Source organism: Ruegeria sp. CDSC054 (assembly GCF_059610645.1).
The window spans coordinates 23,420-45,080 of the sequence record NZ_JBXWOA010000018.1 but is presented as its reverse complement, the minus strand read 5'-3'; the positions used below and the strand labels follow the sequence as shown (position 1 = coordinate 45,080).

Annotated in this window: 16 protein-coding genes and 1 pseudogene; 11 read left to right on the top strand and 6 right to left on the bottom strand. The window is 55.2% G+C overall.

Annotated elements, in window-relative coordinates:
* Window positions 1-102 precede the first annotated feature (102 nt).
* Window positions 103-1,116 (bottom strand): replication initiator protein A, encoded by a 1,014-nt coding sequence (locus AC2FGC_RS22180; protein ID WP_496727226.1) that lies wholly within the window; start codon window positions 1,114-1,116, stop codon window positions 103-105.
* A gap of 431 nt (window positions 1,117-1,547) precedes the next feature.
* Between AC2FGC_RS22180 and AC2FGC_RS22175 the strand changes: the two genes are divergently transcribed.
* The 3 genes from AC2FGC_RS22175 (at window position 1,548) to AC2FGC_RS22165 (ending at window position 5,157) form a co-directional block, all read left to right on the top strand.
* Window positions 1,548-2,954, top strand: coding sequence for an AAA family ATPase (locus AC2FGC_RS22175; RefSeq protein ID WP_496727225.1), 1,407 nt, complete (start codon window positions 1,548-1,550; stop codon window positions 2,952-2,954).
* A 138-nt stretch (window positions 2,955-3,092) separates the two neighbouring features.
* Entirely contained in the window at window positions 3,093-4,109 is a 1,017-nt protein-coding gene (locus tag AC2FGC_RS22170) for a ParB/RepB/Spo0J family partition protein (RefSeq protein ID WP_496727224.1), read from the top strand.
* Between the two features lie 112 nt (window positions 4,110-4,221).
* Complete coding sequence (locus AC2FGC_RS22165; protein WP_496783486.1) at window positions 4,222-5,157, top strand: glycosyltransferase family 2 protein; 936 nt, start codon at window positions 4,222-4,224, stop codon at window positions 5,155-5,157.
* 21 nt (window positions 5,158-5,178) lie between these two features.
* On the opposite strand, the gene AC2FGC_RS22160 is transcribed toward AC2FGC_RS22165, so the two are convergent.
* The 4 genes and pseudogenes from AC2FGC_RS22160 to AC2FGC_RS22145 form a co-directional block, all read right to left on the bottom strand.
* On the bottom strand, window positions 5,179-5,760 hold the full coding sequence (locus tag AC2FGC_RS22160; RefSeq protein WP_496727222.1) for a polysaccharide biosynthesis/export family protein: 582 nt from the start codon (window positions 5,758-5,760) through the stop codon (window positions 5,179-5,181).
* Window positions 5,761-5,873: 113 nt separating this feature from the next.
* A complete protein-coding gene (locus tag AC2FGC_RS22155; protein ID WP_496727221.1) occupies window positions 5,874-8,324 on the bottom strand; it encodes a tetratricopeptide repeat protein in 2,451 nt (816 codons plus the stop codon).
* A 51-nt stretch (window positions 8,325-8,375) separates the two neighbouring features.
* Window positions 8,376-9,068 (bottom strand): sugar transferase, encoded by a 693-nt coding sequence (locus tag AC2FGC_RS22150; RefSeq protein WP_496727220.1) that lies wholly within the window; start codon window positions 9,066-9,068, stop codon window positions 8,376-8,378.
* Window positions 9,069-9,535: 467 nt separating this feature from the next.
* Window positions 9,536-9,753, bottom strand: a pseudogene (locus AC2FGC_RS22145) (IS5/IS1182 family transposase); the annotation flags it as partial.
* A 188-nt stretch (window positions 9,754-9,941) separates the two neighbouring features.
* On the opposite strand from AC2FGC_RS22145, the gene AC2FGC_RS22140 reads away from it, so the two are divergent.
* The 7 genes from AC2FGC_RS22140 (at window position 9,942) to AC2FGC_RS22110 (ending at window position 18,835) form a co-directional block, all read left to right on the top strand.
* Window positions 9,942-10,676, top strand: coding sequence for a VPLPA-CTERM sorting domain-containing protein (locus AC2FGC_RS22140; protein WP_496727219.1), 735 nt, complete (start codon window positions 9,942-9,944; stop codon window positions 10,674-10,676).
* 688 nt (window positions 10,677-11,364) lie between these two features.
* Window positions 11,365-12,276 (top strand): ExeA family protein, encoded by a 912-nt coding sequence (locus AC2FGC_RS22135; RefSeq protein WP_496727217.1) that lies wholly within the window; start codon window positions 11,365-11,367, stop codon window positions 12,274-12,276.
* A 43-nt stretch (window positions 12,277-12,319) separates the two neighbouring features.
* Window positions 12,320-13,852: a GumC family protein gene (locus AC2FGC_RS22130; protein ID WP_496783484.1), complete on the top strand. Its 1,533-nt coding sequence runs from the start codon at window positions 12,320-12,322 to the stop codon at window positions 13,850-13,852.
* 40 nt (window positions 13,853-13,892) lie between these two features.
* Window positions 13,893-14,726, top strand: coding sequence for a CpsD/CapB family tyrosine-protein kinase (locus AC2FGC_RS22125; RefSeq protein WP_496727215.1), 834 nt, complete (start codon window positions 13,893-13,895; stop codon window positions 14,724-14,726).
* Between the two features lie 105 nt (window positions 14,727-14,831).
* The gene (locus AC2FGC_RS22120) at window positions 14,832-16,244 is read left to right on the top strand and encodes a mannose-1-phosphate guanylyltransferase/mannose-6-phosphate isomerase (protein ID WP_496727214.1); all 1,413 of its coding nucleotides are present in this window, start codon (window positions 14,832-14,834) and stop codon (window positions 16,242-16,244) included.
* Window positions 16,245-16,316: 72 nt separating this feature from the next.
* Window positions 16,317-17,585: a nucleotide sugar dehydrogenase gene (locus AC2FGC_RS22115; protein ID WP_496727213.1), complete on the top strand. Its 1,269-nt coding sequence runs from the start codon at window positions 16,317-16,319 to the stop codon at window positions 17,583-17,585.
* On the top strand, window positions 17,582-18,835 hold the full coding sequence (locus AC2FGC_RS22110) for a glycosyltransferase family 4 protein (RefSeq protein ID WP_496727212.1): 1,254 nt from the start codon (window positions 17,582-17,584) through the stop codon (window positions 18,833-18,835). Before AC2FGC_RS22115 ends, AC2FGC_RS22110 begins: the two co-directional genes overlap by 4 nt.
* 43 nt (window positions 18,836-18,878) lie before the next feature.
* On the opposite strand, the gene xrtD is transcribed toward AC2FGC_RS22110, so the two are convergent.
* Window positions 18,879-20,483, bottom strand: coding sequence for a VPLPA-CTERM-specific exosortase XrtD (gene xrtD, locus AC2FGC_RS22105; RefSeq protein WP_496727211.1), 1,605 nt, complete (start codon window positions 20,481-20,483; stop codon window positions 18,879-18,881).
* A 306-nt stretch (window positions 20,484-20,789) separates the two neighbouring features.
* Between xrtD and AC2FGC_RS22100 the strand changes: the two genes are divergently transcribed.
* A complete protein-coding gene (locus AC2FGC_RS22100; protein ID WP_496727210.1) occupies window positions 20,790-21,659 on the top strand; it encodes a sulfotransferase domain-containing protein in 870 nt (289 codons plus the stop codon).
* Window positions 21,660-21,661 lie beyond the last annotated feature (2 nt).

Here is a 21,661-nt window from a genome sequence, read left to right as displayed (position 1 = left end):
AAGGAAAAATGTGCCATTGTGCACATTTGAGAGAGGGTTTCGGAGCACCCGATTCTCAATCGTGGGGATACAAATGTTGCGTAAAGCCCACCTACTTGTTGTCTACCCCACCCGCTTTTTGATCCAGCCTAGAAACGCCTTGTCCGGGCTGCGCAGCGCCTTGCGACCGGAGCTGGCCCAAAATCCCTGCCATTCGGCCTCCAGCGCGTAGACATCCCAGCCAGGCGCCAAAGCGCGCGCGGCTTCAAGGGTTTCGGGTTTCAGGGGCAGGCCGTCGCCTGTCTCGATTACCACAGCGCGACGCGACACGCGGATGATATCGCCCGGTTCTTCGGTTAACACGTAGTCGGGCAGATGGTCTGCGGCGATCATGTCGCGCAGCATCTTGCGAAACACCCGGCGCGGGGAAGCCGACCCCGATTTTTTGAGCAGCGTCTCGACCGAGACCCGCCAGTCCGGCTGACGGCCGCAATGTTTGCGGGCCAGTTCATAGATGCGCCGCTCAAGCGGTTTGCGCAGGCGGAAGTAATCGCGGCTCAGCGTCAGGACCGATTTCGCCAGCACCGCCCGGAATAGCCAATCCGACAGTTTCACCGAAACACTGACCATCCGCCCTGCCCGCGTGTGGCGCACGATCTCCCAACTTTCGATCAGACCGAAGCCCGTGGTCGTCTCGACCCCGCCAGTCACCATGTTGGTGGTGATGCGGGTGCCGGCCAGACGCTCGAACGCCTCGCGCAGCCGTTTGTAGCCATCCCCCGATGTTTCGCGGTTGGTGGCCACCAGCAAATCATGCGCCTTCAGATGGAGCACCCGGCTGACCTGTTTTCCGGCATTTATCGCCGCCATCAGCTGGCTGATGCAAAAGATCAGAATATCCTTGTCATGGATCGTCGCCAGCCCCCGCACCGAAGGCGTGACAGTGATTTCCACCCCGTTGTGCTCGTAGTTCAGGATGCGCCGATCGGGCCGGGTGGACAGCGAGAACATCGGGTGCTCCATTGATCCCATGTCGGTCTTGGGCAACGCATCGAAGATGTCGCACACAAAAAAATCAGCCGTTGGATGCCGTTCCGGCAGCAGCCCCCCTGCCCCGGCAATCACATCGCTGCTCATGAAAAATCAATCAGAACTGAAGCGCTCCAGCCCATGTTTCTGCCCCTGATCTACCCGAATCTTTTATCGTGGTTTTATTGACGCTCACCCTAGAGTTATCCACAGGTCGGGTAAAGCATCGGATCGTGGGATCAGAGTCGGTCCAACGTGGGATCAGAGTCGCTTTATCGTGGGATCAGATTCACCAAGCCTCGAAAAAAGCTCTCAGAGTTGTTGGTTTTCAAAGCTTTAAGTGACAGCATCGAAGCCTGTAACTAATATATAACCATATTCTAACTAAAAAAATTTTGAGCTGACAATCTGAAGCCCCAGTTAGCATGGTTGTAGCCCCTTGTATTTCTTAGAAAATTGAAGCTGGATGTTCAAAGTTCTTCCGCATGCTGTGTTTTGTGCTACACTGAGAAAAAGACAGCACATCGAGCAGAACAAACATGGCCACATCATCGAAAGACAGGCTTCCGCCGTATTTCAATATTGATCCCGATACAGCGCTTTCCGAACTGGGCGAACCTTCTACAACAGCCAGTTTTTCGGCGATCGCCAGCGCTTGCTCGCTTGGTCGCGAAGACCTGTCCAGCCGAGGCTTGGAGGATGGCGAGGCGCGGCAGCTTCGTCTGTTTTCGACCTGGGAAATCACTCGCTATCTGATCCCGGTTGCAGCTCCTCACTTCCGCCGGGTGCTGCGTGCTAACCCAGATTTGCCGCAGGGCCGGTCCGAAACCGAAGGTGGCGCCAAATGGTTCACACTGGATGAGGTGCTGCGGCTGAGAGCCCATTTTGCTTCAGAGGGATCGAAGGCGAAAGAATACCGCCCCTATCGTCCCGAGGGGGTCCCCGCCAAGTTGGTTTCGGTCGCCAATTTCAAAGGCGGCGTGGGCAAGACGTCGACTTGTGCCCATCTGGCCATGTCAGCGGCGCTGGATGGCTACAAAGTGCTTGTGATCGACCTGGATAGTCAGGGCTCGATGACATCGATCTTTGGCGGTAAGGTCACCGACGAATGGCAAACTGTATTCCCCCTGCTGGCCCGTCACTACGCCGCATATCTGCGGCGGGAAAACCAGGGTCGGCTGGATCGCGGAGAAGCCCCCCACCCCATCGACGACACGCTGATGGAGGCATTGGAAACCCGTGCCGATGGTCTGATCCAGAAAACCCACTGGCCCAATATCGACCTGATCGGAGCGCAGCTGAACCTGTACTGGGCCGAATTCCAGATCCCTGTCTGGCGGATGCAGGCGCGCGGCTGGAAACTGTGGGACGCCTTGACCGAGACGCTTGAGGCGGATGGCATCCTTAACGACTATGACCTGATCTTCATCGATACCCCGCCCGCGCTTGGGTATCTGACGATCAATGGCTTGTCGGCGGCGGATATTCTGCTGGTGCCCATGGGTGCCTCGTTTCTGGAATTTGATTCCACGGGTCGGTTCTTCGACATGCTGCATTCCACCTTTCAGTCAATCGAAGAAGGGGAAAACATGGCCGCGCGTGCATTGGGGCGCGAAGAGATGGCCTTTGAATGGGATGCGGTGCGTACGGTGATCACCCGGTATGACGGCACTCAGCAGGCCGAACTGGCGGGGCTGATGCAATCGTATCTGGGTAGCGCTCTGTCGCCCCACCGGCAGGAATTCACGGCGCTGATCGGTCAGGCGGGTGAGCAGGTGAACGGTATCTATGAGGCCGACTACCGGGATTTCAACCGTGAAACCTATGCACGGGGGCGCGAGACCTTTGACGAAACCTATGCGGCCTTCAAACGGCTGGTTGTGGGCGTCTGGCGGCGCGAGGAACTGGCCTCGCAGGCCGAACAGCAGCCGGAACCCGTGCCATGAGACCCCTGCCCTGCCCGTGTAATGTTTCGCACGCGAAACATGTCTGTCTTCCGTCTGGGTCGCTCGGAAGACCGCACGCAGTGGTAACCGAACGGCGCGCAACAGAGTCTATGACAGCCGGACAAGGAGAAACCTGAGATGGCAAAACGCAAACGGCTAACCCCGGCTCGTACCGATTTTCTGCCTGCTGGTGCCACGGGCGCAGCACCCGAGACAAATTCCATGTTTCCAACGGTTCAATCGGCTCCACCGATTGCGCAGGTCGCTGGAGATACGGCCTTACAGGCTGCGGTGGATGATCTGAGCACCGAAATTCGCTCCGCCCGTGCGGAGGGCCGATTGGTGCAGCAGGTGCCTCTGGACGCAATTGAGGAAACCCATCTGGTACGTGACCGCATTCTGGTGGACGGGGATGAGATGGCTGCTCTGGTCGAAAGCCTGCGTGCGCGTGGCCAGCAGACTCCGATCGAAGTGGTGAAGCTGGCCGAGGGGCGGTTCGGCCTGATTTCCGGCTGGCGCCGCCTGACCGCGCTGAAGGCTCTCCACGCGGAAACAGGAGAAGAGCGCTTTGCCACGGTACAAGCGTTGCTCAGACGGCCCGAGAGCGCCTCAGACGCCTATCTGGCGATGGTCGAAGAAAATGAGATCCGCGTCGGGCTGTCCTATTACGAACGGGCCCGGATCGCGGCCCGTGCAGCAGAGCAGGGGGTCTATCCGGATGAGGCCTTAGCGTTGCGAAGGTTGTTCGCATCGGTCAGTCGAGCGAAACGATCCAAGATCGGTTCGTTCATTGTCATTTATCACGCATTGGACAACCATCTGCGTTTTGCGGCAGCGATCCCGGAACGGCTTGGGCTGAGCCTTTCGAAAGCACTGAAAGAAAATCCTGCATTGGGTGCGCGCATTGCCAGGGAGCTGGATAAGGCACAACCGGATACGGCTGAGGCTGAAACGGCATTGCTGAGCCGCCTATCGCAGGTTGGGGTTGGTAAAAAACAGGCTCTAAATAAGGGTTCTGATGCGCCAACTAGTTCCGGCGAAACGATTGGATCGGTCACCCTGACCCGCTCTGCCAATGGTAAGTCCCTGACACTGACCGGGATGACCGATGATCTGCACGCGCGGCTGAAAACGTGGTTGGCGACACAGGCCTGAAGTGTTTCGCGCGCGAAACATCACGGTCCCAGAGCTTGCGTTGAAGCAGCGGGCTGACCATAACACTGAGAGTGTATGATCCGTTTTAAGTTTTAATTTGTGGAAGAGTTTCGTGTCAGCATCCGCGCCCAAAGTTTCCATTATCGTTGTCAGCTACAACACCCGCGAAATGACGCTGGAATGTCTGCGTTCGGTTCAGGCTGAAACTCATGTGCCGTATGAGCTAATCGTGGTGGATAACACCTCAACCGACGGATCTGCCGAAGCAATTGCCCGTGAATTTCCCGATATCACTCTTCTGGCTGAAGGGGAAAATCATGGTTTTGCAAAAGCCAACAATATTGCCGCTGAACGGGCGAATGGGGAGTACATTCTGCTGCTCAACCCGGACACCGTTGTGTTGGACGGGGCCATAGACAAGTTGGTCGCCTTTGCCGAAGTCCGACCTGATGCACGGGTCTGGGGAGGGCGCACGCTGTATGGCGATCGTAGCCTCAACCCGACCTCTTGCTGGCGTAGAATGAGCCTGTGGAATATCTTTTGCCGCACCTTCGGGCTGACCGGTATTTTCCCGAGTAGCCCGGTTTTCAATTCAGAGGCTTATGGTGGGTGGGATCGCAGTGCTGAACGCCCGGTGGATATCGTTACGGGCTGTTTTCTATTGATACGGCGGGAAGACTGGCAATCGCTGGGCGGGTTTGATCTGACATTTTTCATGTACGGTGAAGAGGCCGACCTATGTTTGCGGGCGACCCAAACCCTCGGAGCTGCGCCGCGTATGACCCCTGATGCTGTGATCGTGCACTATGGTGGAGCTTCCGAGAAGGTCCGCAGCGATAAGATGGTGCGTCTCTTGCAGGCCAAGAACGAACTGATTAGCCGCCACATCCCTGGTTGGCAAAGACCACTGGCGAAGGCTCTGTTTGGGTTCTGGCCTCTGACCCGACGGTTGGCTTTCTTAGTGCTGTGCCCGGGTGGAGACAATGCGCAGGTGTGGTCCGAGATATGGAAACGCCGCCAGGAATGGCGGCGCGGATTTTCCGGATAGCAGATTTACTTCGGCGTTACCTTACTCGAACAGTTTGCGCTGCGGCACAACGATAACGTCGCCCGGGGCCAGGACCGTACTGCCGGGAATGCCACCGCCATTTGTGCGGTAATTGTATAGAAAAACCTGATCACCTCGCCGTAGCTGGATGCGCTTGTCTGCCGCGAAACGGGTTAGCCCCCCAGCCTGCGCGATAGCATGAAGGATGGTTGTACCTGGTGTAGCCTCCAGCTTTCCGGGGCTGGCAATTTCGCCGGTGACATAAATCTCCTGTGTTGCTGGTGCACTGGCCACAGCCGGCGCTGGCAGGGCGATCGCGCCAACCGAGACAAACACAGTCGGAGGAGCGGCAAAATTGGATGCCAGCGCATTGGTCAGATCAGTTTTAACCTGATCGACAGTACGTCCGCCGGCCGAAATACTGCCCGCAAGCGGAAAGCTGATCGACCCGTCGGGCAAGACCAGCGTATTGCGGTTGAGGCTGCTGTCTTCCAGCACTTCAATATTGAGCGTATCGCCCGATTTGATCCGGTAATTGCTTTGCGCCTGCGCTGAGACCGCAAAGAGCATTATGGCAAAAAATCCGAACAGAACCCTGAGCATAGCTGGTCCTCATAAATGCTTATGTTGAGTGAGCAGGTTAGCGCGTATCCAAGCGGTCTGTAAGACCTGGTAGAGTCATAGCCCGCAGTTGTGACCGGAATGCCCCTTGGAATTCAATTATCTGCGCTGGTTGTCGAAACTGTTTCCGAATCTGCTGTCAAACCTTCGATCGCAGCCGTCACGGTTTCCAACAATGGGGCAGGGGGATCCAGTGCAATGGCGGCCTGGAACGCTTCCAGTGCTTCAGTACTTCGGTTCAACGCAGCATATGTGGCACCCAGATGATATTGCACCATTGGATCGTTGGATAAGCCTTGTGCCGCCGGTTCCATGTGGATCAACGCATCGTCGAAATCGCCCCGGCGATAGGCGATCCAGCCATAGGTGTCCTGAAAAGCAGGTATGTCTGTGCCACGCAGACGGCGCGCGATGGTAAATGCGCGCTCCAGACTTTCAGCATCGTCTCGGTATGTCGATAGAAGGCTGGCCAGGTTATTGGCAAAAAGTGGTAGATGGCTGTTTTCGGCGTAGAGCTCTTCGTAAATTCCAATAGCACCTTCAATGTCGCCGCGTTGTTCCAGTGATCCGGCTTGGGCCCATCGCAGATTGAGGTTGCCGGGCAGGGTGTCCAGACCTTCAGATAGGATTTGAGCGGCTCCGTCCAGGTCGCCCTGAAGGGTTTTCAAACGGTAGAGCGCCAGCCAGACCTGCTCGGTTTCGGGCAGGTCCTCCAAAAGCGCCCGATAGGCGATTTCAGCCTCTTTTGGGTGATTTTGAATGGCCAGGATCGATCCCCTTACAAACCGCAGGGCCGGATCGCCTGGGGCCTCTTGCAAGGCGCTGTCAATCCGGGTCAGGGCCGTGTCTATATCACCTCGGCCGATATAAGACCGGATCAGGCCAATCTCGGCCGCCTGACCGAAGGTCTGGTCCTGCGACAGGGTCTCCAGAAAGGACAGCAGCGCCTCTTCGTTGCCCTGTCCCGCCAGCATCCGCGCCGCGAGGTTGTTTGTGATACCGGCTGTGTCTGCGCCGAAATCATCAAGTCGATTGATGATGCCCTGGGCTCGCCCCCAGTCTTGCAAGTCGATATACAATGCTCCAAGGCTCGCCAGCAGTTCGATATTGTCCGGCCGCGCCCGTAGTGCGTCGATCAGAACGGATTCCGCGTTCAGACGCTGTTCGTTGCTGGCCAGGAACGCGGCATACTGCAGGGATTCTGCCGGGGCAGCGCCCGAGGCTTCAACCGCCAGCGACAGCATTTCGGCCATAAGATCACGGTTTCCCTCGCGCTCATGCGCAGCAGCCAAAAGCGTCATCAATTGCGCATCACGCGGGCTTTCCCCTAAAGTTGCACGCAGCAATGCGATGGCTTCGCCGGTGCTGTCTTCATCGATTAGCCAGCGAGCCTTGAGCTTGGTGGCCCCCACGTGGCGCGCGTCCGAGGCGATGACCTCTTCGACCAGTGCTTTTGCCTGCTCGGCACTGCCGGTTGCTGTCAGCATCCGGGCAAGAGTGGTTTTGATGTTGTCCGTCTCAGCTGAGGGATCGGCGCTTGCAAGGATGTCTTGCAATTCGGCAATGGCAGCATCGGCATCACCGTTTTCATAAGTGAACACGGCTCGAAGCGAACGATAAGCGGTATCGTGCGGACCAGGCGTGGCCAGCGCAGCATCCAGTTCGGCCAGCGCGGCCTCAGGGCTGCGGAAGTCATTGAGGAACCGGATCAGACGGATGAGCTCATCGGGACTGTCGGCATCGGGCGCAACCTGGGCTCGCAGATAGGCCTCGGCCGCTGCGAAATTCTCGTTAGACAAGTACCAGTTCACCAGCAGCGAATCGACGTTGAGATCGTCGGGAAACCGATCGGTCATCTCCAGCAGCTGCGCTTCGATACCGGCCTTATCGTCCATCTCGTCAAGTACGGCTAGGCGCATCGTATAGAGGGTTTCACGCTCGGGAGAGGTGCGCAGTGCCGCGTCGAGCGCGTCCCGCGCAGCCAGCCAGTCCTGGTCCAGGATAAGCTTGTCTATGACGACCTGATGTGCGCTGACCAGATCGGGGTTCTCGACCAGAAGAGCCTGCGCGGTCTCAAACGCGGCAACCTGTGCGGCGCTGTCCTGAGTTTGATTTGCGGTTCGGTAATCTAGCGCTGCCAATACCGAACGGACCTGCAGGTCGTTCGGATCGAGTTCGGCGGCGGCACGGCCATGACGTTCGACTTCGTCCCAGTCGGCACTCTCCAACGCCATCTCTGCCAGGGCTTGCCGGCCTTCCAGATTGTCGGGGTATTGCTCGACCAAACGCAGATATTGGCCGTAGGCTTCGGGGATAGCACCGCGTTCGCGCTGCATCCGGGCAAAGGTCAGACGTGCCTCTTTGTGGGTACCGTTCAGCTTGAAAACATTGCGAAACTCGATGGTTGCCCGTTCGATATCGCCGTTTTCCAGATGTTCCAGTGCGGTTTGAAAGTGTTTTTCGGCGCGCTCTTCCGCCGTGTCGCAGGCAGGGAGAAGGCCAACCCCGATGATCAGGGTAAGCCTCAGTAAGCTGTTTCTCAGCATGTTATTGGTCTTCCAGCCCCAGATGCAGGAACCCTGTGTTGTCGGTTCGTGTCAGTAACCCGAACAGCGTAGAACAACGCCCACAGTCTTTACAAGAATCGACAGGTCAGTTTTGAGCGTCAGACTGTCATAATAGTTTTCGTCAAACCGGGCCCGCGCGGCAAAAGTTGTCTCGTTGCGATCAGAAACCTGCCACGACCCGGTAATGCCCGGGCGCATGGCGTAATAGGCCTTTCCGGGATACAGGGGCTTCTGATCTTCCATCATGGGGCGGGGGCCGACGATGGACATATCTCCGCGCAGGACGTTCCACAGTTGGGGCAACTCGTCGAGAGACGATCTGCGCAGGAATTTCCCGATCGGTGTGATGCGAGGGTCATTCTTCAGTTTCTGTGTGCTGTTCCATTCGGCCCGGGCTTTGGGATCAGCGGCCAGATGGGCCGCCAGCCTCTCTTTCGCATTGGGCTCCATGGTGCGGATCTTCAGCATTTCAAAGATTGTGCCATCTTTGCCGATCCGACGCTGGCGAAAAAACGGCGACCTCCCGGTCATCACGATAATAAGCGCGAAGACGGTCACTAAAGGCACAGCAAACGGTGCCACCAGGACAACCAAAACAACGTCAAACAAACGCTTGATGCGATCCCGATAGAATCTTGAAGGCTGTGTCGCGATGCTGTGATGACGAAGCCGCTCGGCGGACGCCGTTTCGGCCGCAGCGAATTCTTTTACATGAGATGTCATAAACAAAATAACCCCAAACACTTACAACAGTCTGCTCAGACCTCGTTGTCACTATTAAATTCGCGCCTAAAACTGGCGCATAACACAAATGGGCGATGGTTCTTTGTAATTTCCCCCACCAAAAGTTTAACAGCTTTAATTTTGTTTTTGCATAAAAATTGAATGACAGAGGTCAGGAAGTTTTTAAGTGGTTATATTTCAATGATTTTCACGTTGAGTAAAGTTTAGGCAGTGCTCCATTCCATGCATGGGCAATCACAGATGTTTCCGTTTTGGGCCCATTGTTCGGGATTGATCAACATTCCAGTCATCATGCCGAACACTTGTGAGAAAGGTTGGAAGACCAATGCACTGAGGTGCCGTACACTGAAAAACGATTGACTTTGGACATGCATCTGTAGGTTTTCGACGACGATGGCATATGGGTGTGCATGCTTCGTTAGGCTCTGTTCCTGATGATTTTTTCTCTCGCTGGCGGCGCCAAACGCAGCTTCATCCAGTGTGTCTAGATACTCACGCACGGCGCGGGGCGCATCTGCCGGATCGATGCCCGCCGCTGACCAAATCTTCAGCGATGCAGTGGGCGACAGTTGTCTCGAACAGATGCCGCAACAATTCGCTCTCACGGAACCGGCCATGCCGGTTCTTGGAAAACCGTCGAATGATCAGGCATGCAGTCAGCCAGATATCCCTAAAATGGAAACAATGATGTTTATGGTGTGATTTTGTGCAGCGTATTGTGCCGGAATGCGGCAGTATGAACAAGTTCATTGCCACTTTCTGACATAATTAATATGGTCAAGTGATGCGAGATGCGAAGCGTGTTTTGGCTACCGTTCAATCTCGTTTAACGAGTAAGTCGTGTGAGGGGTTATGAAAGTCTTTCTGCAGAAAGTTGCCGTCGCGGCGACAGCTGTCACAATCGCAGTTGCTGTTCCGGCAACGGCAGCAACATTAAATCTCACTGGACCTGCCGCTGGAGGTTATAAAAAGGTCAAGGTGACCGCTCCAAGCATTGGCTATCATGATACCCGCGTTAACGCCGGTGCTTATGATATGACCGAAACAACTCCGGCACCAAACAATGTTCTTGGCGATTTCGTTGCGTTCTGCCTAGATTTAGCAGCTTGGATCGGGACTGGAACGGGATATGATTACAAAATCACGAAGACGCCATTCTCGAACAGCGTTGACCTAATTTCCAATGGTGGGCTTCAACGCATCCAGGCGATTTTTGATGCGAATTACAGCCAGTCCGTTGCCGTTGACAACAGGACAACATCGGCTGCTTTCCAGGTGGCTTTGTGGAATGCCGTCTACGACGATGACTGGACCGTCACTGGTGCAGTCGGAGACGGCTTTAATGCCGTAGGCAAATATGGGGGGGTCAATGGCGTGATCACCCAGGCTAACGCTTACCTTGCCGCGGCACAGAGCTATGCTGGTGACAAGAAGTGGCGTCTGAGCTTTCTGGAAAGCACTGCGCAGCCATATCGTTACCAGAACCTGGTTGCAGTGGCACCGGTGCCACTGCCGGCTGCCGGATTCATGCTGCTGGGTGCATTGGCTGGTTTCGGCCTATTGCGTCGACGCAGATCGACCGCCTGATTTCAGGAATCTTTTTTGAATTATCAAGGGGCTGCCATAGAGTGGCCTCTTTTTGATGCAATAGTTACTCCTAACGGGAGCGCGGTGTACCGGAAAACTGTTGCGCCAAAAGTGGATTTTCGGCACATTTACTCTACTTATGAGGGTGGCGCGCTATCTTTGTAGCTTGGAGTGTTCCGATGGGAATTCTGGTGTTGGCAGTAGTGACAGGTTTTATCGGTGCTGCCATAGCACTCCTCTCGGGCTATGGGGCATTCGCGGTAATAGGTGTATATTGTCTGACCGGGCTGGCCAGCATCCTTTTGGTTGCATTGCCAGTAATATTGCTATGCTCGCTGCGTAAGAGATATACCCAGAACACCTATGGAGAGTTAAACTCCGAAGTATAAATCCAGAGTTTGAAATGAAGTAGTTTTGGTATGCTCATTGGTTTGTTGTCGTACAGTGAACGAAGGTGTGCCTTGCTGTAAATTGTTTCTGTGTGGTTTGGTGCATCTCCTTAAAATTGCCTGAAATTGATGCCACACATAAGTTAACAGGGGTCTGAGCGTGATAAAAAGAGGTAGACGGTTGTATTAATAGCCCTGCCGGGCCATGTCAGTGTGGAGTGTACGCGGTTCTGGTCAGGCTTACCCCGATCATATCGCAAAGGTTTGTTGTAGATGGTTTTAAAAGTTTCTGGGTCACCATGACGACGGGTGATCTCTATATCGAACATTTTGGTCTCAGGGAGCGGCCTTTTACATTGTTGCCGGACCCGGGTTTTTTGTATTGGTCCACACAACACAAGCGCGCTTATTCGATCCTTGAATTTGGCATCATTTCTAAAGCTCCGATTACATTGATCACGGGTGAAATCGGATCGGGTAAGACGACGTTGCTACAAAAGCTGATCAGCCAGATCGATGACGATATCACGATCGGATTGGTCTCAAACGCTCAGGGTGGCCGTGGAGAGTTGTTACAATGGGCGCTCAACGCGCTGGACGTGCCAGCCACTCCAAGGGCGCCCTACGTACAATTGTTCCAAACATTGGCGAATTTTCTGATTTCCGAATATGCCGAGGGGCGACGGGTTGTCCTGATCTTCGATGAAGCGCAGAACCTGTCGCGAGAGGGGCTGGAAGAAATACGAATGCTGACCAATATCAACTCTAACAAGGACGAATTGATTCAATTAATTCTGGTTGGTCAGCCCGAGTTGCGGGACGTTGTGCTGCAGCCAAAAATGCGCCAGATGGCGCAGCGGGTTGCGGCCAGTTTTCATCTCCCTCGCATGGATGCGGCAACGGTTGCTGGCTACATCGAACATCGTTTGAAAGTTGCAGGCGGTACAGGAGAGGAATTTTCGGCCGAGGCCTGTGACCTTATTCATGCGGCGACCGAAGGTGTGCCAAGGTTGGTGAACCAGATCTGCGAGTTTGCGATGCTTTATGCATGGAGCGAGGAGCTTCATTTGGTCACTTCGCAGACTGTGAGGAGCGTGCTGGAGGACGAGGTCTGTTTTGGTGCTATTTCTGTATCTGAACCGGAGGAGGCGGGTCAGGTGCTGAAGCTTGGAGCTCATCAAAAAGTGCCGCCGGAGGAAAAAGCAGGATGAGTAGTATTCGGACGCAGATGAACGGAAAACGGGAAAACTGAACGTGGATTTTCGTTACTACTGGTCGATTTTTGTGCGGCGTTTGCCCTATTTCCTGATAGTGGCCTCGGTGATTAGCGCGGCCTCGGTCATCATCGCGATGACTCTGCCGCCGGCTTACGTGTCCAGCATGAAGCTGATTGTGGAATCGCCACGTATTCCGGATGAGTTGGCTGCGTCGACGGTGCGAACACCGGCACCGGAGCAGCTGCAAATCATAGAACAGAGGCTGTTGACCCGGGCCAACTTGCTGGAAATCTCCAACCGGCAGAATGTGTTCGAAAACCCGTCGGTTATGACTGCCGATAGAATTGTCGCGGCAATGCGGGCGCGCACCCTGATCAAAATAAGTACGGGCCGTAACCAGGTTGCACTGATGGAGGTCAGTTTCGAAGGACCGACGGGTACAAGCGCCGCAGGTGTTCTTAACGAATATCTGACACTGATTCAAAAGGAAGACGTACAGTCCCGAACAGGCCGTGCAACCCAAACGCTCGAGTTTTTTCGGAAGGAAGTGGACAGGCTGAGCGAGGCACTGGCCGAACGCAGCGCACAAATCCTGGCCTTCAAAACCGAAAATGCAAATGTATTGCCTGACACTCTTGATTTTCGGCTGAGGCAGCAAGCGACGTTACAGGAACGCCTTGCACAACTGGATCGGGATCTGGTCCTGCTGAACTCGCAGCGCAGCCGGCTAATCGAAATCTATGAGACAACTGGCCAGGTTTCCGGAAACCAGACATCCGATCAAAGCCCGGAACAGCGTGAATTGGTGGATTTGCGCAGGGAGCTTAATCGGGCCCTGGCTGTATACTCGGCTACCAATCCGCGCGTTAAGTTGCTGAAGGCGCGTATAAGCCAGCTAGAGGAGCGCGTCAGCACGACACCGGATCTCGTTGAGAACGAACCGCAATCCGGCAATCCTTTGCTTGATGTGCAACTGGCAGATTTAGATTCCCGAATTACGGTCTCGGAAGAGCAGAAAGCTGGATTGAATAAACAATTGGAAGAACTGGGCGAGACAATCAACCAGACTCCGGAAAACCAAATCCGGCTGGACGATCTCGAACTGGACTACCAACATATTCAGGGACAGTACAACGCAGCGGTTGAGAGACTGGCCCGTGCCAGCACGGGTGAGCGCATCGAGGTGACGGCGCAGGGGCAACGTATATCCGTAATCGAACCGCCGGTTGCGCCAAGCCGCCCTACCAAACCTAACCGGATGATAATTGCCGGCGGCGGCATTTTCTTCGGTATTCTGTCCGGTATTGGCCTGGTTGTTCTGCTGGAATTGCTGAATCGGACTCTACGTCGGCCGGAAGATCTGGTCGCAAAGTTGGGCATCACGCCATTTGCAACAATTCCATATATTCCGACCTCCGGAGAATTGACGCGTTACAGGGTTCTGCGATTGCTGCGTGTGCTTGTCATTGTGGTCGGCGTACCCGCAGCTGTTTATGCGGTGCATGTCTTCTATCAGCCACTTGATCTATTGGCTGAGCGGATCATGGATAAAGTTGGTGTGCGGTGGTGAAGTGAAACGGGCGGTCTTTGTCCGGAAAGGGTAGTGCTGAATGGAAAAACTGCAGGCTGCTATTGAGAAAGCACGATCGCAGCGAAACAAAAGGGCTTCTGCGGCGGCTGATGCCGTGCCGCAAAAATCAGCCCGGGATAATGCATCTGCAAACAAGGTTGACGATCTTTGGTCCGGTCTGACCGAAGTCGATATTTCTGCCGATACCATCAGCCGCAATAGGCTTGTCAGCTATGGCGGTGGTGCGGATGCGGGCCCGTTTGATATGCTCCGCACGCGGATTTTGCAGCAAACCCGAGTTAACGGCTGGAAGCGAGTGGCGCTGGTCTCTCCGCACAGTTCCTGTGGCAAAAGTACAACTTTCACGAATCTGGCCTTTAGTTTTGGAAGGCAGTCTGACTTGCGCACAATCGTCCTGGATCTTGATCTGCGGCGTGCTGGTTTGTCTTTTATGTTGGGACAAAACTGTCAATGCACGATGGGTGATATCCTGCAGGGCAAGGCGCTGCTTTCCGATCATGGGTATAGGATAGGGGAAAACGTGGCGCTAGGATTGAGTCGTGGTCCAGTCAGAGAAGCGGCTGAAATTCTGCAAAGCCAAAAGGCCAGCGAAACCCTTAATAGGATCGAAGCAGAATTCAAACCCGATCTTGTTTTGTTCGATATGCCGCCACTGCTGACGGCGGATGACAATTTTGGGTTTCTCAAAAATGCCGACTGCGCCTTGCTGATGGCAGAAGCTGAGCGGACGACGGTCGATCAGATTGATGTGGCCGAGCGCCAACTGGCGGAACTTACCAATGTGATGGGCGTAGTTCTGAACAAATGTCACTACACTGATGGTACTTACGGGTACGGGTACGGATATGGTTAAGTCGTTGTCAAAAGCATGCGGTTTTATTCCGATCCACGGGAAAATTTCTGATAATCCGAGGTTGCTTCAATAAGAGTTCATTTTGGTAGATTTGGAGTGTGTTAAATGGTCCATCCGGTTATTCTTTGTGGCGGTTCGGGGACCCGGTTGTGGCCCAGTTCACGGCGTGCATATCCCAAGCAATTTGTCTCATTTGACGGTCAGCAGAGTCTGTTCCAGGCCGTGCTGTCCCGGCTTTCCGGGCCGGAATTCGACGCGCCGCTTTTTTTGACCAATGAGGATTTCCGCTTTCTGGTGGAAGATCAGGCCACTGCTCTGGGGCTTTCGGATGGCCGGGTCATTCTGGAACCGGCTTTGCGCAATACGGCACCTGCAATTCTGACAGCGGCGTTGAGCCTTGAGGAAACGCCTGAAGAAATAATGCTGATTGCCCCTTCGGATCATCTTGTGAACGACATTCAGACGTTCCTTGAAGCTGTGGCAGTCGGAGCGAAAGCCGCGCAGGAAGGTATGCTGGTTACATTCGGAGTTGTACCGGATCGCCCTGAAACAGGATACGGATATCTGCTACAGGAGGCAGAGGTCAGGTCTGGGCGGCCTGCGCCACTTTCAGGGTTCATTGAAAAGCCGGACAAACAGCGCGCTGCCGAACTGTTGAAGGGTGGCAATGTGCTCTGGAACGCGGGAATGTTCATGTTTAGGGCGTGTGACATCATTACCGCGTTTGAAGAACATGCCCCACAGATGGTGGCGCAGTGTCGGGCGGCATTGATGGAGGGAGAAAAAGATCTCGGTTTCTTCCGGCTCGCGGCGGAGCCCTACGAAGCGATTGATGCGATTTCGATTGATTATGCGATCATGGAAAAGGCGAAGAATATCGTCGCCGTTCCGCTGGAGTCCGACTGGTCCGATCTGGGCAGTTGGGATGCCCTGCATGCGATATTGCCGTTGGATGAAAACGGGGTTGCCCAGATGGGGACAACAACGGCAATCGATTGCGAGAACTCGCTTCTACGCAGCGAAGACGATAATATCCAACTGGTTGGTCTGGGATTGAAGAACATTGCCGCCGTCGCCATGCGCGATGCAGTGCTTGTAACCAACATGGACCATGTTCAAGATGTTAAAAAGGCGGTTGGCATTCTGAAGGCAAAAAAGGTGCTTCAGGCCGAGGATTATCCCCGCTTTCATCGCCCTTGGGGCTGGTATGAGACCTTGTGTCTGGGGGACCGTTTCCAAGTCAAGCGGATCATGGTCAAGCCGGATGGTATCCTGAGCCTGCAAAGCCATGTCCATCGGGCAGAGCACTGGGTCGTTGTAGCTGGCACGGCACGGGTCACCGTGGGGGAAGAGGTGAAGCTGCTGACGGAAAACCAGTCTGTCTATATCCCGTTGGGCGCGGTGCACCGTATGGAAAATCCCGGTAAGGTGTCGATGTATCTTATTGAGGTGCAGACCGGATCTTATCTGGGTGAGGATGACATCGTACGATACGAAGATATCTACAACCGGGGATGATTTACTGTAGGCGGGCGGTCTGTCAGCACCGCTTTATGCTGTATTTGAGTTTCCATGATTGGGTAGAGATTTATGAAGGTTGCAATATTTGGCCTGGGATATGTCGGTTTCACCGCCGCTTGCTGCATTGCTAGCGAAGGTCACGAGGTCATCGGTATAGATGTGAGCCAGAAGAAGGTGCGGCAGATCATGGTAGGGCAGGCCCCGATCGTGGAACCTCGCGTGCAGGATATGTTGGCGGATGGCATCGCGAAAGGCCGGATTTCGGCGGATGTGAATGTCGGAGCCCATCTGGACGAGTGCGATCTGGCCATTGTCTGTGTTGGAACTCCCTCAGCTGCCGATGGCTCGCATAATATGGGGTTCATCGCCGATGTGACGCGGCAAATTGCGACCGCGCTGACCGGGGACCGGGACCGACCGCTAGTGGTAGCTTACCGGTCGACTTTCCGGCCCGGTACGGTCGAAGAGCTGGTATTGCCGATTTTCCAGGCGATCTTGGGAGAGGAGATGAGGGATCGGGTTCAGGTGGTCTATAATCCTGAATTCCTGCGCGAGGGCAGTGCAGTCGAGGATTATTTTAACCCGCCTAAAGTGGTGATAGGCACGCAGGATGGTGCTCCTAACCCGGTGATGGAGGCTCTGAGCGTCAATATCGATGCGCCGACCTTCGTCGTGGGATATCGTGAATCTGAGATCACCAAATTTGTCGATAACAGCTGGCATGCGGTCAAAGTGGCCTTTGCAAATGAGGTTGGTCGGATTTGTCTGGCACAGGGAGTTTCCGCGCAGCAGGTGCATCAGATATTTGTCTCGGATACCAAGCTAAACATCTCGCCCTATTACATGCGGCCCGGCGGGGCCTTTGGCGGTTCGTGTTTGCCCAAGGATGTGCGGGCGCTGCAATATATCGCCGCTGATACCGGTGCCAACCTACCGCTGATCAACAGCCTGTTGGGATCGAATGAGGCGCATAAGCACCGCCTGTTCGAATATGCGGTTGAGGGGCTGGAAAAACCTGCACGCATTTTGCTGGTCGGGCTGGCTTTCAAGGCGGGCACCGACGATTTGCGTGAAAGCCCGAATGTCGATCTGGCGCGTAAGCTGCTGGCCGCCGGGTACGAGTTGGAGATCTTCGACCCGGGTGTTGATGCCGGCAAGCTGGTCGGTGCCAATCTGGGCTATGCCTACAGTCATTTGCCTGTGCTTGAGCGCCTCCTTGTCGATCGCACCCATGCTGAGGCTGCGCATTATGACCGGGTTATAGCGTCGAACGCGACGATCGACGACCTCACCTTCTCAGGTAGTCCCGAGGTTCGTCATACAGGTCAATTGCCATGAAGGATGTTGATTTGGTCGAAACGCCCCGTATGGATGCGGTACGGCAGGCAAAGCCACTTGCTGGCCGTCGGGTGCTGATCATAGTCGAGAACCTGCCGTTACCCTTCGACCGGCGGGTCTGGCACGAATGCCGGACGCTGCGCACGGCCGGGGCCGAGGTGGCGGTGATTTGCCCCACGGGCAAGGGGTACGAAGCCCCGTATGAAGAGATCGACGGGGTGCATATCTATCGCCACGCTCTGCCTATCGACGCCAGCGGGGCGCTTGGATATCTGCTGGAATACGGGGCGGCGCTGTTTCATGAGATGCGGCTGGCGCTGAGGGTCGCTCGCCGGCACGGGTTTGACACCTTACAGGCCTGTAACCCGCCTGATCTGATCTTTCTGGTGGCGTTACCCTTCAAACTATTCGGCAAGCGGTTCATCTTCGATCACCACGATATCAACCCCGAACTCTACGAGGCCAAATTCGGCAAGCGGGGTTTTTTTTGGAAGCTTATGGTGTTGTTCGAGCGCTGGACGTTCCGCAGCGCCGATGTCGTGATTTCAACCAATGAAAGCTACCGGGCGATCGCGCAGGAGCGCGGCGGAATTGCCTCGGAGGATGTGTTCGTTGTGCGATCAGGCCCGGATCTCAACCGGTTGGTTGTGATGAACCCTGACCCGAAATGGCGTAACGGGCGGGCGCATATGGTAGGTTATGTGGGAGTTATGGGCGATCAGGAGGGTATCGACCTGCTGCTTGAGGCCGCGCGGATCATCGTGCAGGACCGTGGTCATGATGTTCAGTTTGTATTGGTCGGCGGCGGCCCGGCGCTGGACGGGCTGAAGACGCAGGCCGGGGAACTGGGTCTAAGCGAGCACGTCACCTTTACCGGGCGTGCGCCAGACAAAGACCTGTTCGAAGTGCTGTCGACAGCGGATGTTTGCGTGAACCCGGACCGGGTGAATCCGATGAACGATAAATCCACAATGAATAAAATCCTGGAATATATGGCGTTTTCAAAACCCATCGTACAGTTCGATGTGACCGAGGGGCGCTATTCCGCAGGCCGATCTTCGCTTTATGCGGCTCCCAATGACACGGCAGACATGGCCGAGAAGATTCTGGAACTGCTGGGCGATCCGGAACAGTCGGCCGAGATGGGCCGCTTCGGTCGCGCCCGGGTTGAGACGGAACTGGGTTGGGATCATCAGGTAGATGCGCTGATCTGCGCATATCAACGGGTTGTTGGGAAAAAACCGCTCTGAGAAGAGCGGTTTTTATTGTCCGGACAGATGGGCGCCGGGGAAACTACATCGGCACAAAATCCGGCAGTTTCGGCAGACTTTGGCTGACAAAACCCAACAACCTGGCATCTGCGTCCGCCTCGGTTTCGTCTTCGCGGATCGGGGTGACATAGCGTACCAACGCGCCGTCGGTGCGGCCCATGGTCAGACCGTCAACCACAACCCCGATTTTGGCGACGAAGTCGTTGGTCTGGCGCTTGCCGCGCTGTTCGAACCAGTAATAGACCAGTTGCTTTTGTAATCCTTTCTGGATGATGGCGCGGTTCACCTCGAAGGCACCGTAGGCGGGCACGCCTGGGTCGACCCGATAGGGCTCAAGACTGAATATCTCCCAGCCACCCACCGGCAGGCAGACCTCGGGCGAATGGATGCCATCGCCTTCGGTCTGTTTATCGTAAAAGGCGACGAACAAATTGACATAACCGTTCTGCCCGGGTGCGCCGTAGGTGGTGTTGAGATAGTCGGTTGCGCCCAATACCCGTTCGATATTCGGGTCGAGCAGGGCTGCCGATCCTGACCATTCACCAAGCTGGCGCGGGTAAAGCGTAAACGGGTTTCGGTCGATCGGTTCTTTATCCGAGCTGGGTTGCAGCACCCAGGCCACCGACACCGCCAACGTCAGCAAGGCGCCAGCAGCCAGCGCGCGAGAAGGCCGGATGGTGAGGATACGTTCGGCCACTGTCAGCAGGCCGCTGGTGTCCAGATCGACCGCCTCGGCCAGCGGTTTGGGGTTTGGCGTCAAGCGCTGCAGCGTGACGGCCATGGCAAACAGGATGGCAATACAGGTCAGAAAGATGACCCAGCCTTCAAAGAAATGCAGAAATCCTTCGGCCATTTCGATGCCATGGTGATTGACCAGAACGCCGATCACGCCGATGCGGATCGAGTTCATCAGCACCGTCAGTGGCGCAGCCGAGACCAGCAGCACCACCTTGTGCCAGATCGGCCCGCGATAGAGCAGGGCGAAGAGATAGGAGAAGCTGAGGATCGGGAACAGGTAGCGCAGGCCGGAGCAGGCCTCGGCCACCTGCAGCTTATAGACGCCCAGATCGATGATATTGCCGTCCAGATAAACTGAAACGCCTGCCTGCTGAACGAACCAGACCCCTATCACCGAAGAGATGCCCTGCAGGAAGATAGTCAGCTTCCAGTAGATGAAGTTCGGCAGCGGCAGCATGAAGACCAGATGCAGCACCGGCAGCTGATGCCGCCGCCCGATATTCCAGCCAAACACAGTCAGTACCACACCGCCAGTCCAGATGATCATGGCATAGGTGACGATGTCGGGCACCTTGGCGAGATTGCCCAGGATCGCCACTACCAACCCGAATGCAATGATCAGGATACCGGGCCATCGGTCCCGGACTTCACCTGGCGGGGGCGGGTAATTGCGCATCTCGCGTAGGAACAGATATAGCGAGATGACCGGGATCAGAGGGCCATGGCTGTATTCGGCGGTTGTCCAGGCCGCGCCCAGCGATACGATTCCGATCCAGAAGATCGGGATCGAGCCGACGACCAGCAATGTGAACCAGAACAGCCCGGTCGGATTAAATGCCCTGTCGCGGCCTATCCGGATCGGGTTTTCCGCAGACGTTGTAGTGCTCACCTGTTTCCCCTGATACTCATTAAAAACTGTGTTGGCGGGAGTTCCGTGTTCGATCTTAACGAAAACTAAGGGGCAAAGGCTACTCAAACTGCAGTGACAATTCGATCCGCCTTGTCTTGATCGCGCGCGTCCACCTCAGGTTTCCTGATGTGAAACTATGGTGGTAAAATTTGGACAATGTTTCAATAATTGTGCAGGTGGTCCGGAATCACTGTTTCCCCTCTCAGGACAGGTTAAACTGAGCCATGATAGGTTCGTATTTTTTGGGCGATTGATTTGCAGGATAATCTTCAGGATCGAAAAATCATGACCGCAGCTGGGTTCGGGCCGCCGGTTCGCCGGTCCCGGATGGGCCAGTTGCGGCGTGAAGTACCTAATTTCCTAAAAAAGAACAAAGGGCTTCTGGTAAATCCGGAGTTCTGGTCCTTGTTGGGGCGTCTGTCTGCTACCCGGGTGTGGGGGGCAGATCTGCCCAAGGATGTTCCAGTTCTGTTTGTGGCCACCCATCACAAGGTGATGACGACCTATTTCACGGCGGTGCTGCGCCTTTTGGGTTATGGTCTGAACCTGCCCTATCAGAAGGTGCATATCGAACATCCCGATCCGCAATCGCGTCTGATCATGTCAATGCATGGCAAGCTGGATATGGCGCGTCTGGCCCCTTATCGCGGGGTGCATGTCATGCGCGATCCGCGCGATATGATCGTGTCGGGCTATCACTACCACAAATGGACCCACGAAGCCTGGGTCCATCGACCGGACGAAGACGGGCGCACTTACCAGGGTAAGCTGAACGCAGCCAGCACCTACGACGGCCTTTTCATGGAGATAGATCACTTCATCTTCTTCTACCGGGATACATTGCTGAACTGGGATACCGGCGATCCGGATATTCTTGAGGTGTCTTTCGAAAACCTGATGGGTGAGAACCGGGCTGATATATACCACAGCATGTTCAGTCATTTCGGGTTTGAAGGTAGCAATCTGGAATTGGCCACCGATCTGATGCGGTTGTTCGAAGCGCAAAGCCGGAGTGGTAAAAAGACCGGAGAAATTGCCCGGAAGTCCCACCTGCGCAGCGGTAAATCGGGGCAATGGCGCGATGAGCTAGAGCCTGACCACATCAGCTATATCGAACGCGAACTTGGCCCTGTACTACGGAAATTTGGATATTGACG

Bases quoted from the DNA above. Each gene is read 5' to 3' on its own strand.
- AC2FGC_RS22180 (WP_496727226.1), bottom strand. From the start codon at position 1,116: ATGAGCAGCGATGTGATTGCCGGGGCAGGGGGGCTGCTGCCGGAACGG.
- AC2FGC_RS22175 (WP_496727225.1), top strand. From the start codon at position 1,548: ATGGCCACATCATCGAAAGACAGGCTTCCGCCGTATTTCAATATTGAT.
- AC2FGC_RS22170 (WP_496727224.1), top strand. From the start codon at position 3,093: ATGGCAAAACGCAAACGGCTAACCCCGGCTCGTACCGATTTTCTGCCT.
- AC2FGC_RS22160 (WP_496727222.1), bottom strand. From the start codon at position 5,760: ATGCTCAGGGTTCTGTTCGGATTTTTTGCCATAATGCTCTTTGCGGTC.
- AC2FGC_RS22155 (WP_496727221.1), bottom strand. From the start codon at position 8,324: ATGCTGAGAAACAGCTTACTGAGGCTTACCCTGATCATCGGGGTTGGC.
- AC2FGC_RS22150 (WP_496727220.1), bottom strand. From the start codon at position 9,068: ATGACATCTCATGTAAAAGAATTCGCTGCGGCCGAAACGGCGTCCGCC.
- AC2FGC_RS22140 (WP_496727219.1), top strand. From the start codon at position 9,942: ATGAAAGTCTTTCTGCAGAAAGTTGCCGTCGCGGCGACAGCTGTCACA.
- AC2FGC_RS22135 (WP_496727217.1), top strand. From the start codon at position 11,365: ATGACGACGGGTGATCTCTATATCGAACATTTTGGTCTCAGGGAGCGG.
- AC2FGC_RS22125 (WP_496727215.1), top strand. From the start codon at position 13,893: ATGGAAAAACTGCAGGCTGCTATTGAGAAAGCACGATCGCAGCGAAAC.
- AC2FGC_RS22120 (WP_496727214.1), top strand. From the start codon at position 14,832: ATGGTCCATCCGGTTATTCTTTGTGGCGGTTCGGGGACCCGGTTGTGG.
- AC2FGC_RS22115 (WP_496727213.1), top strand. From the start codon at position 16,317: ATGAAGGTTGCAATATTTGGCCTGGGATATGTCGGTTTCACCGCCGCT.
- AC2FGC_RS22110 (WP_496727212.1), top strand. From the start codon at position 17,582: ATGAAGGATGTTGATTTGGTCGAAACGCCCCGTATGGATGCGGTACGG.
- AC2FGC_RS22100 (WP_496727210.1), top strand. From the start codon at position 20,790: ATGACCGCAGCTGGGTTCGGGCCGCCGGTTCGCCGGTCCCGGATGGGC.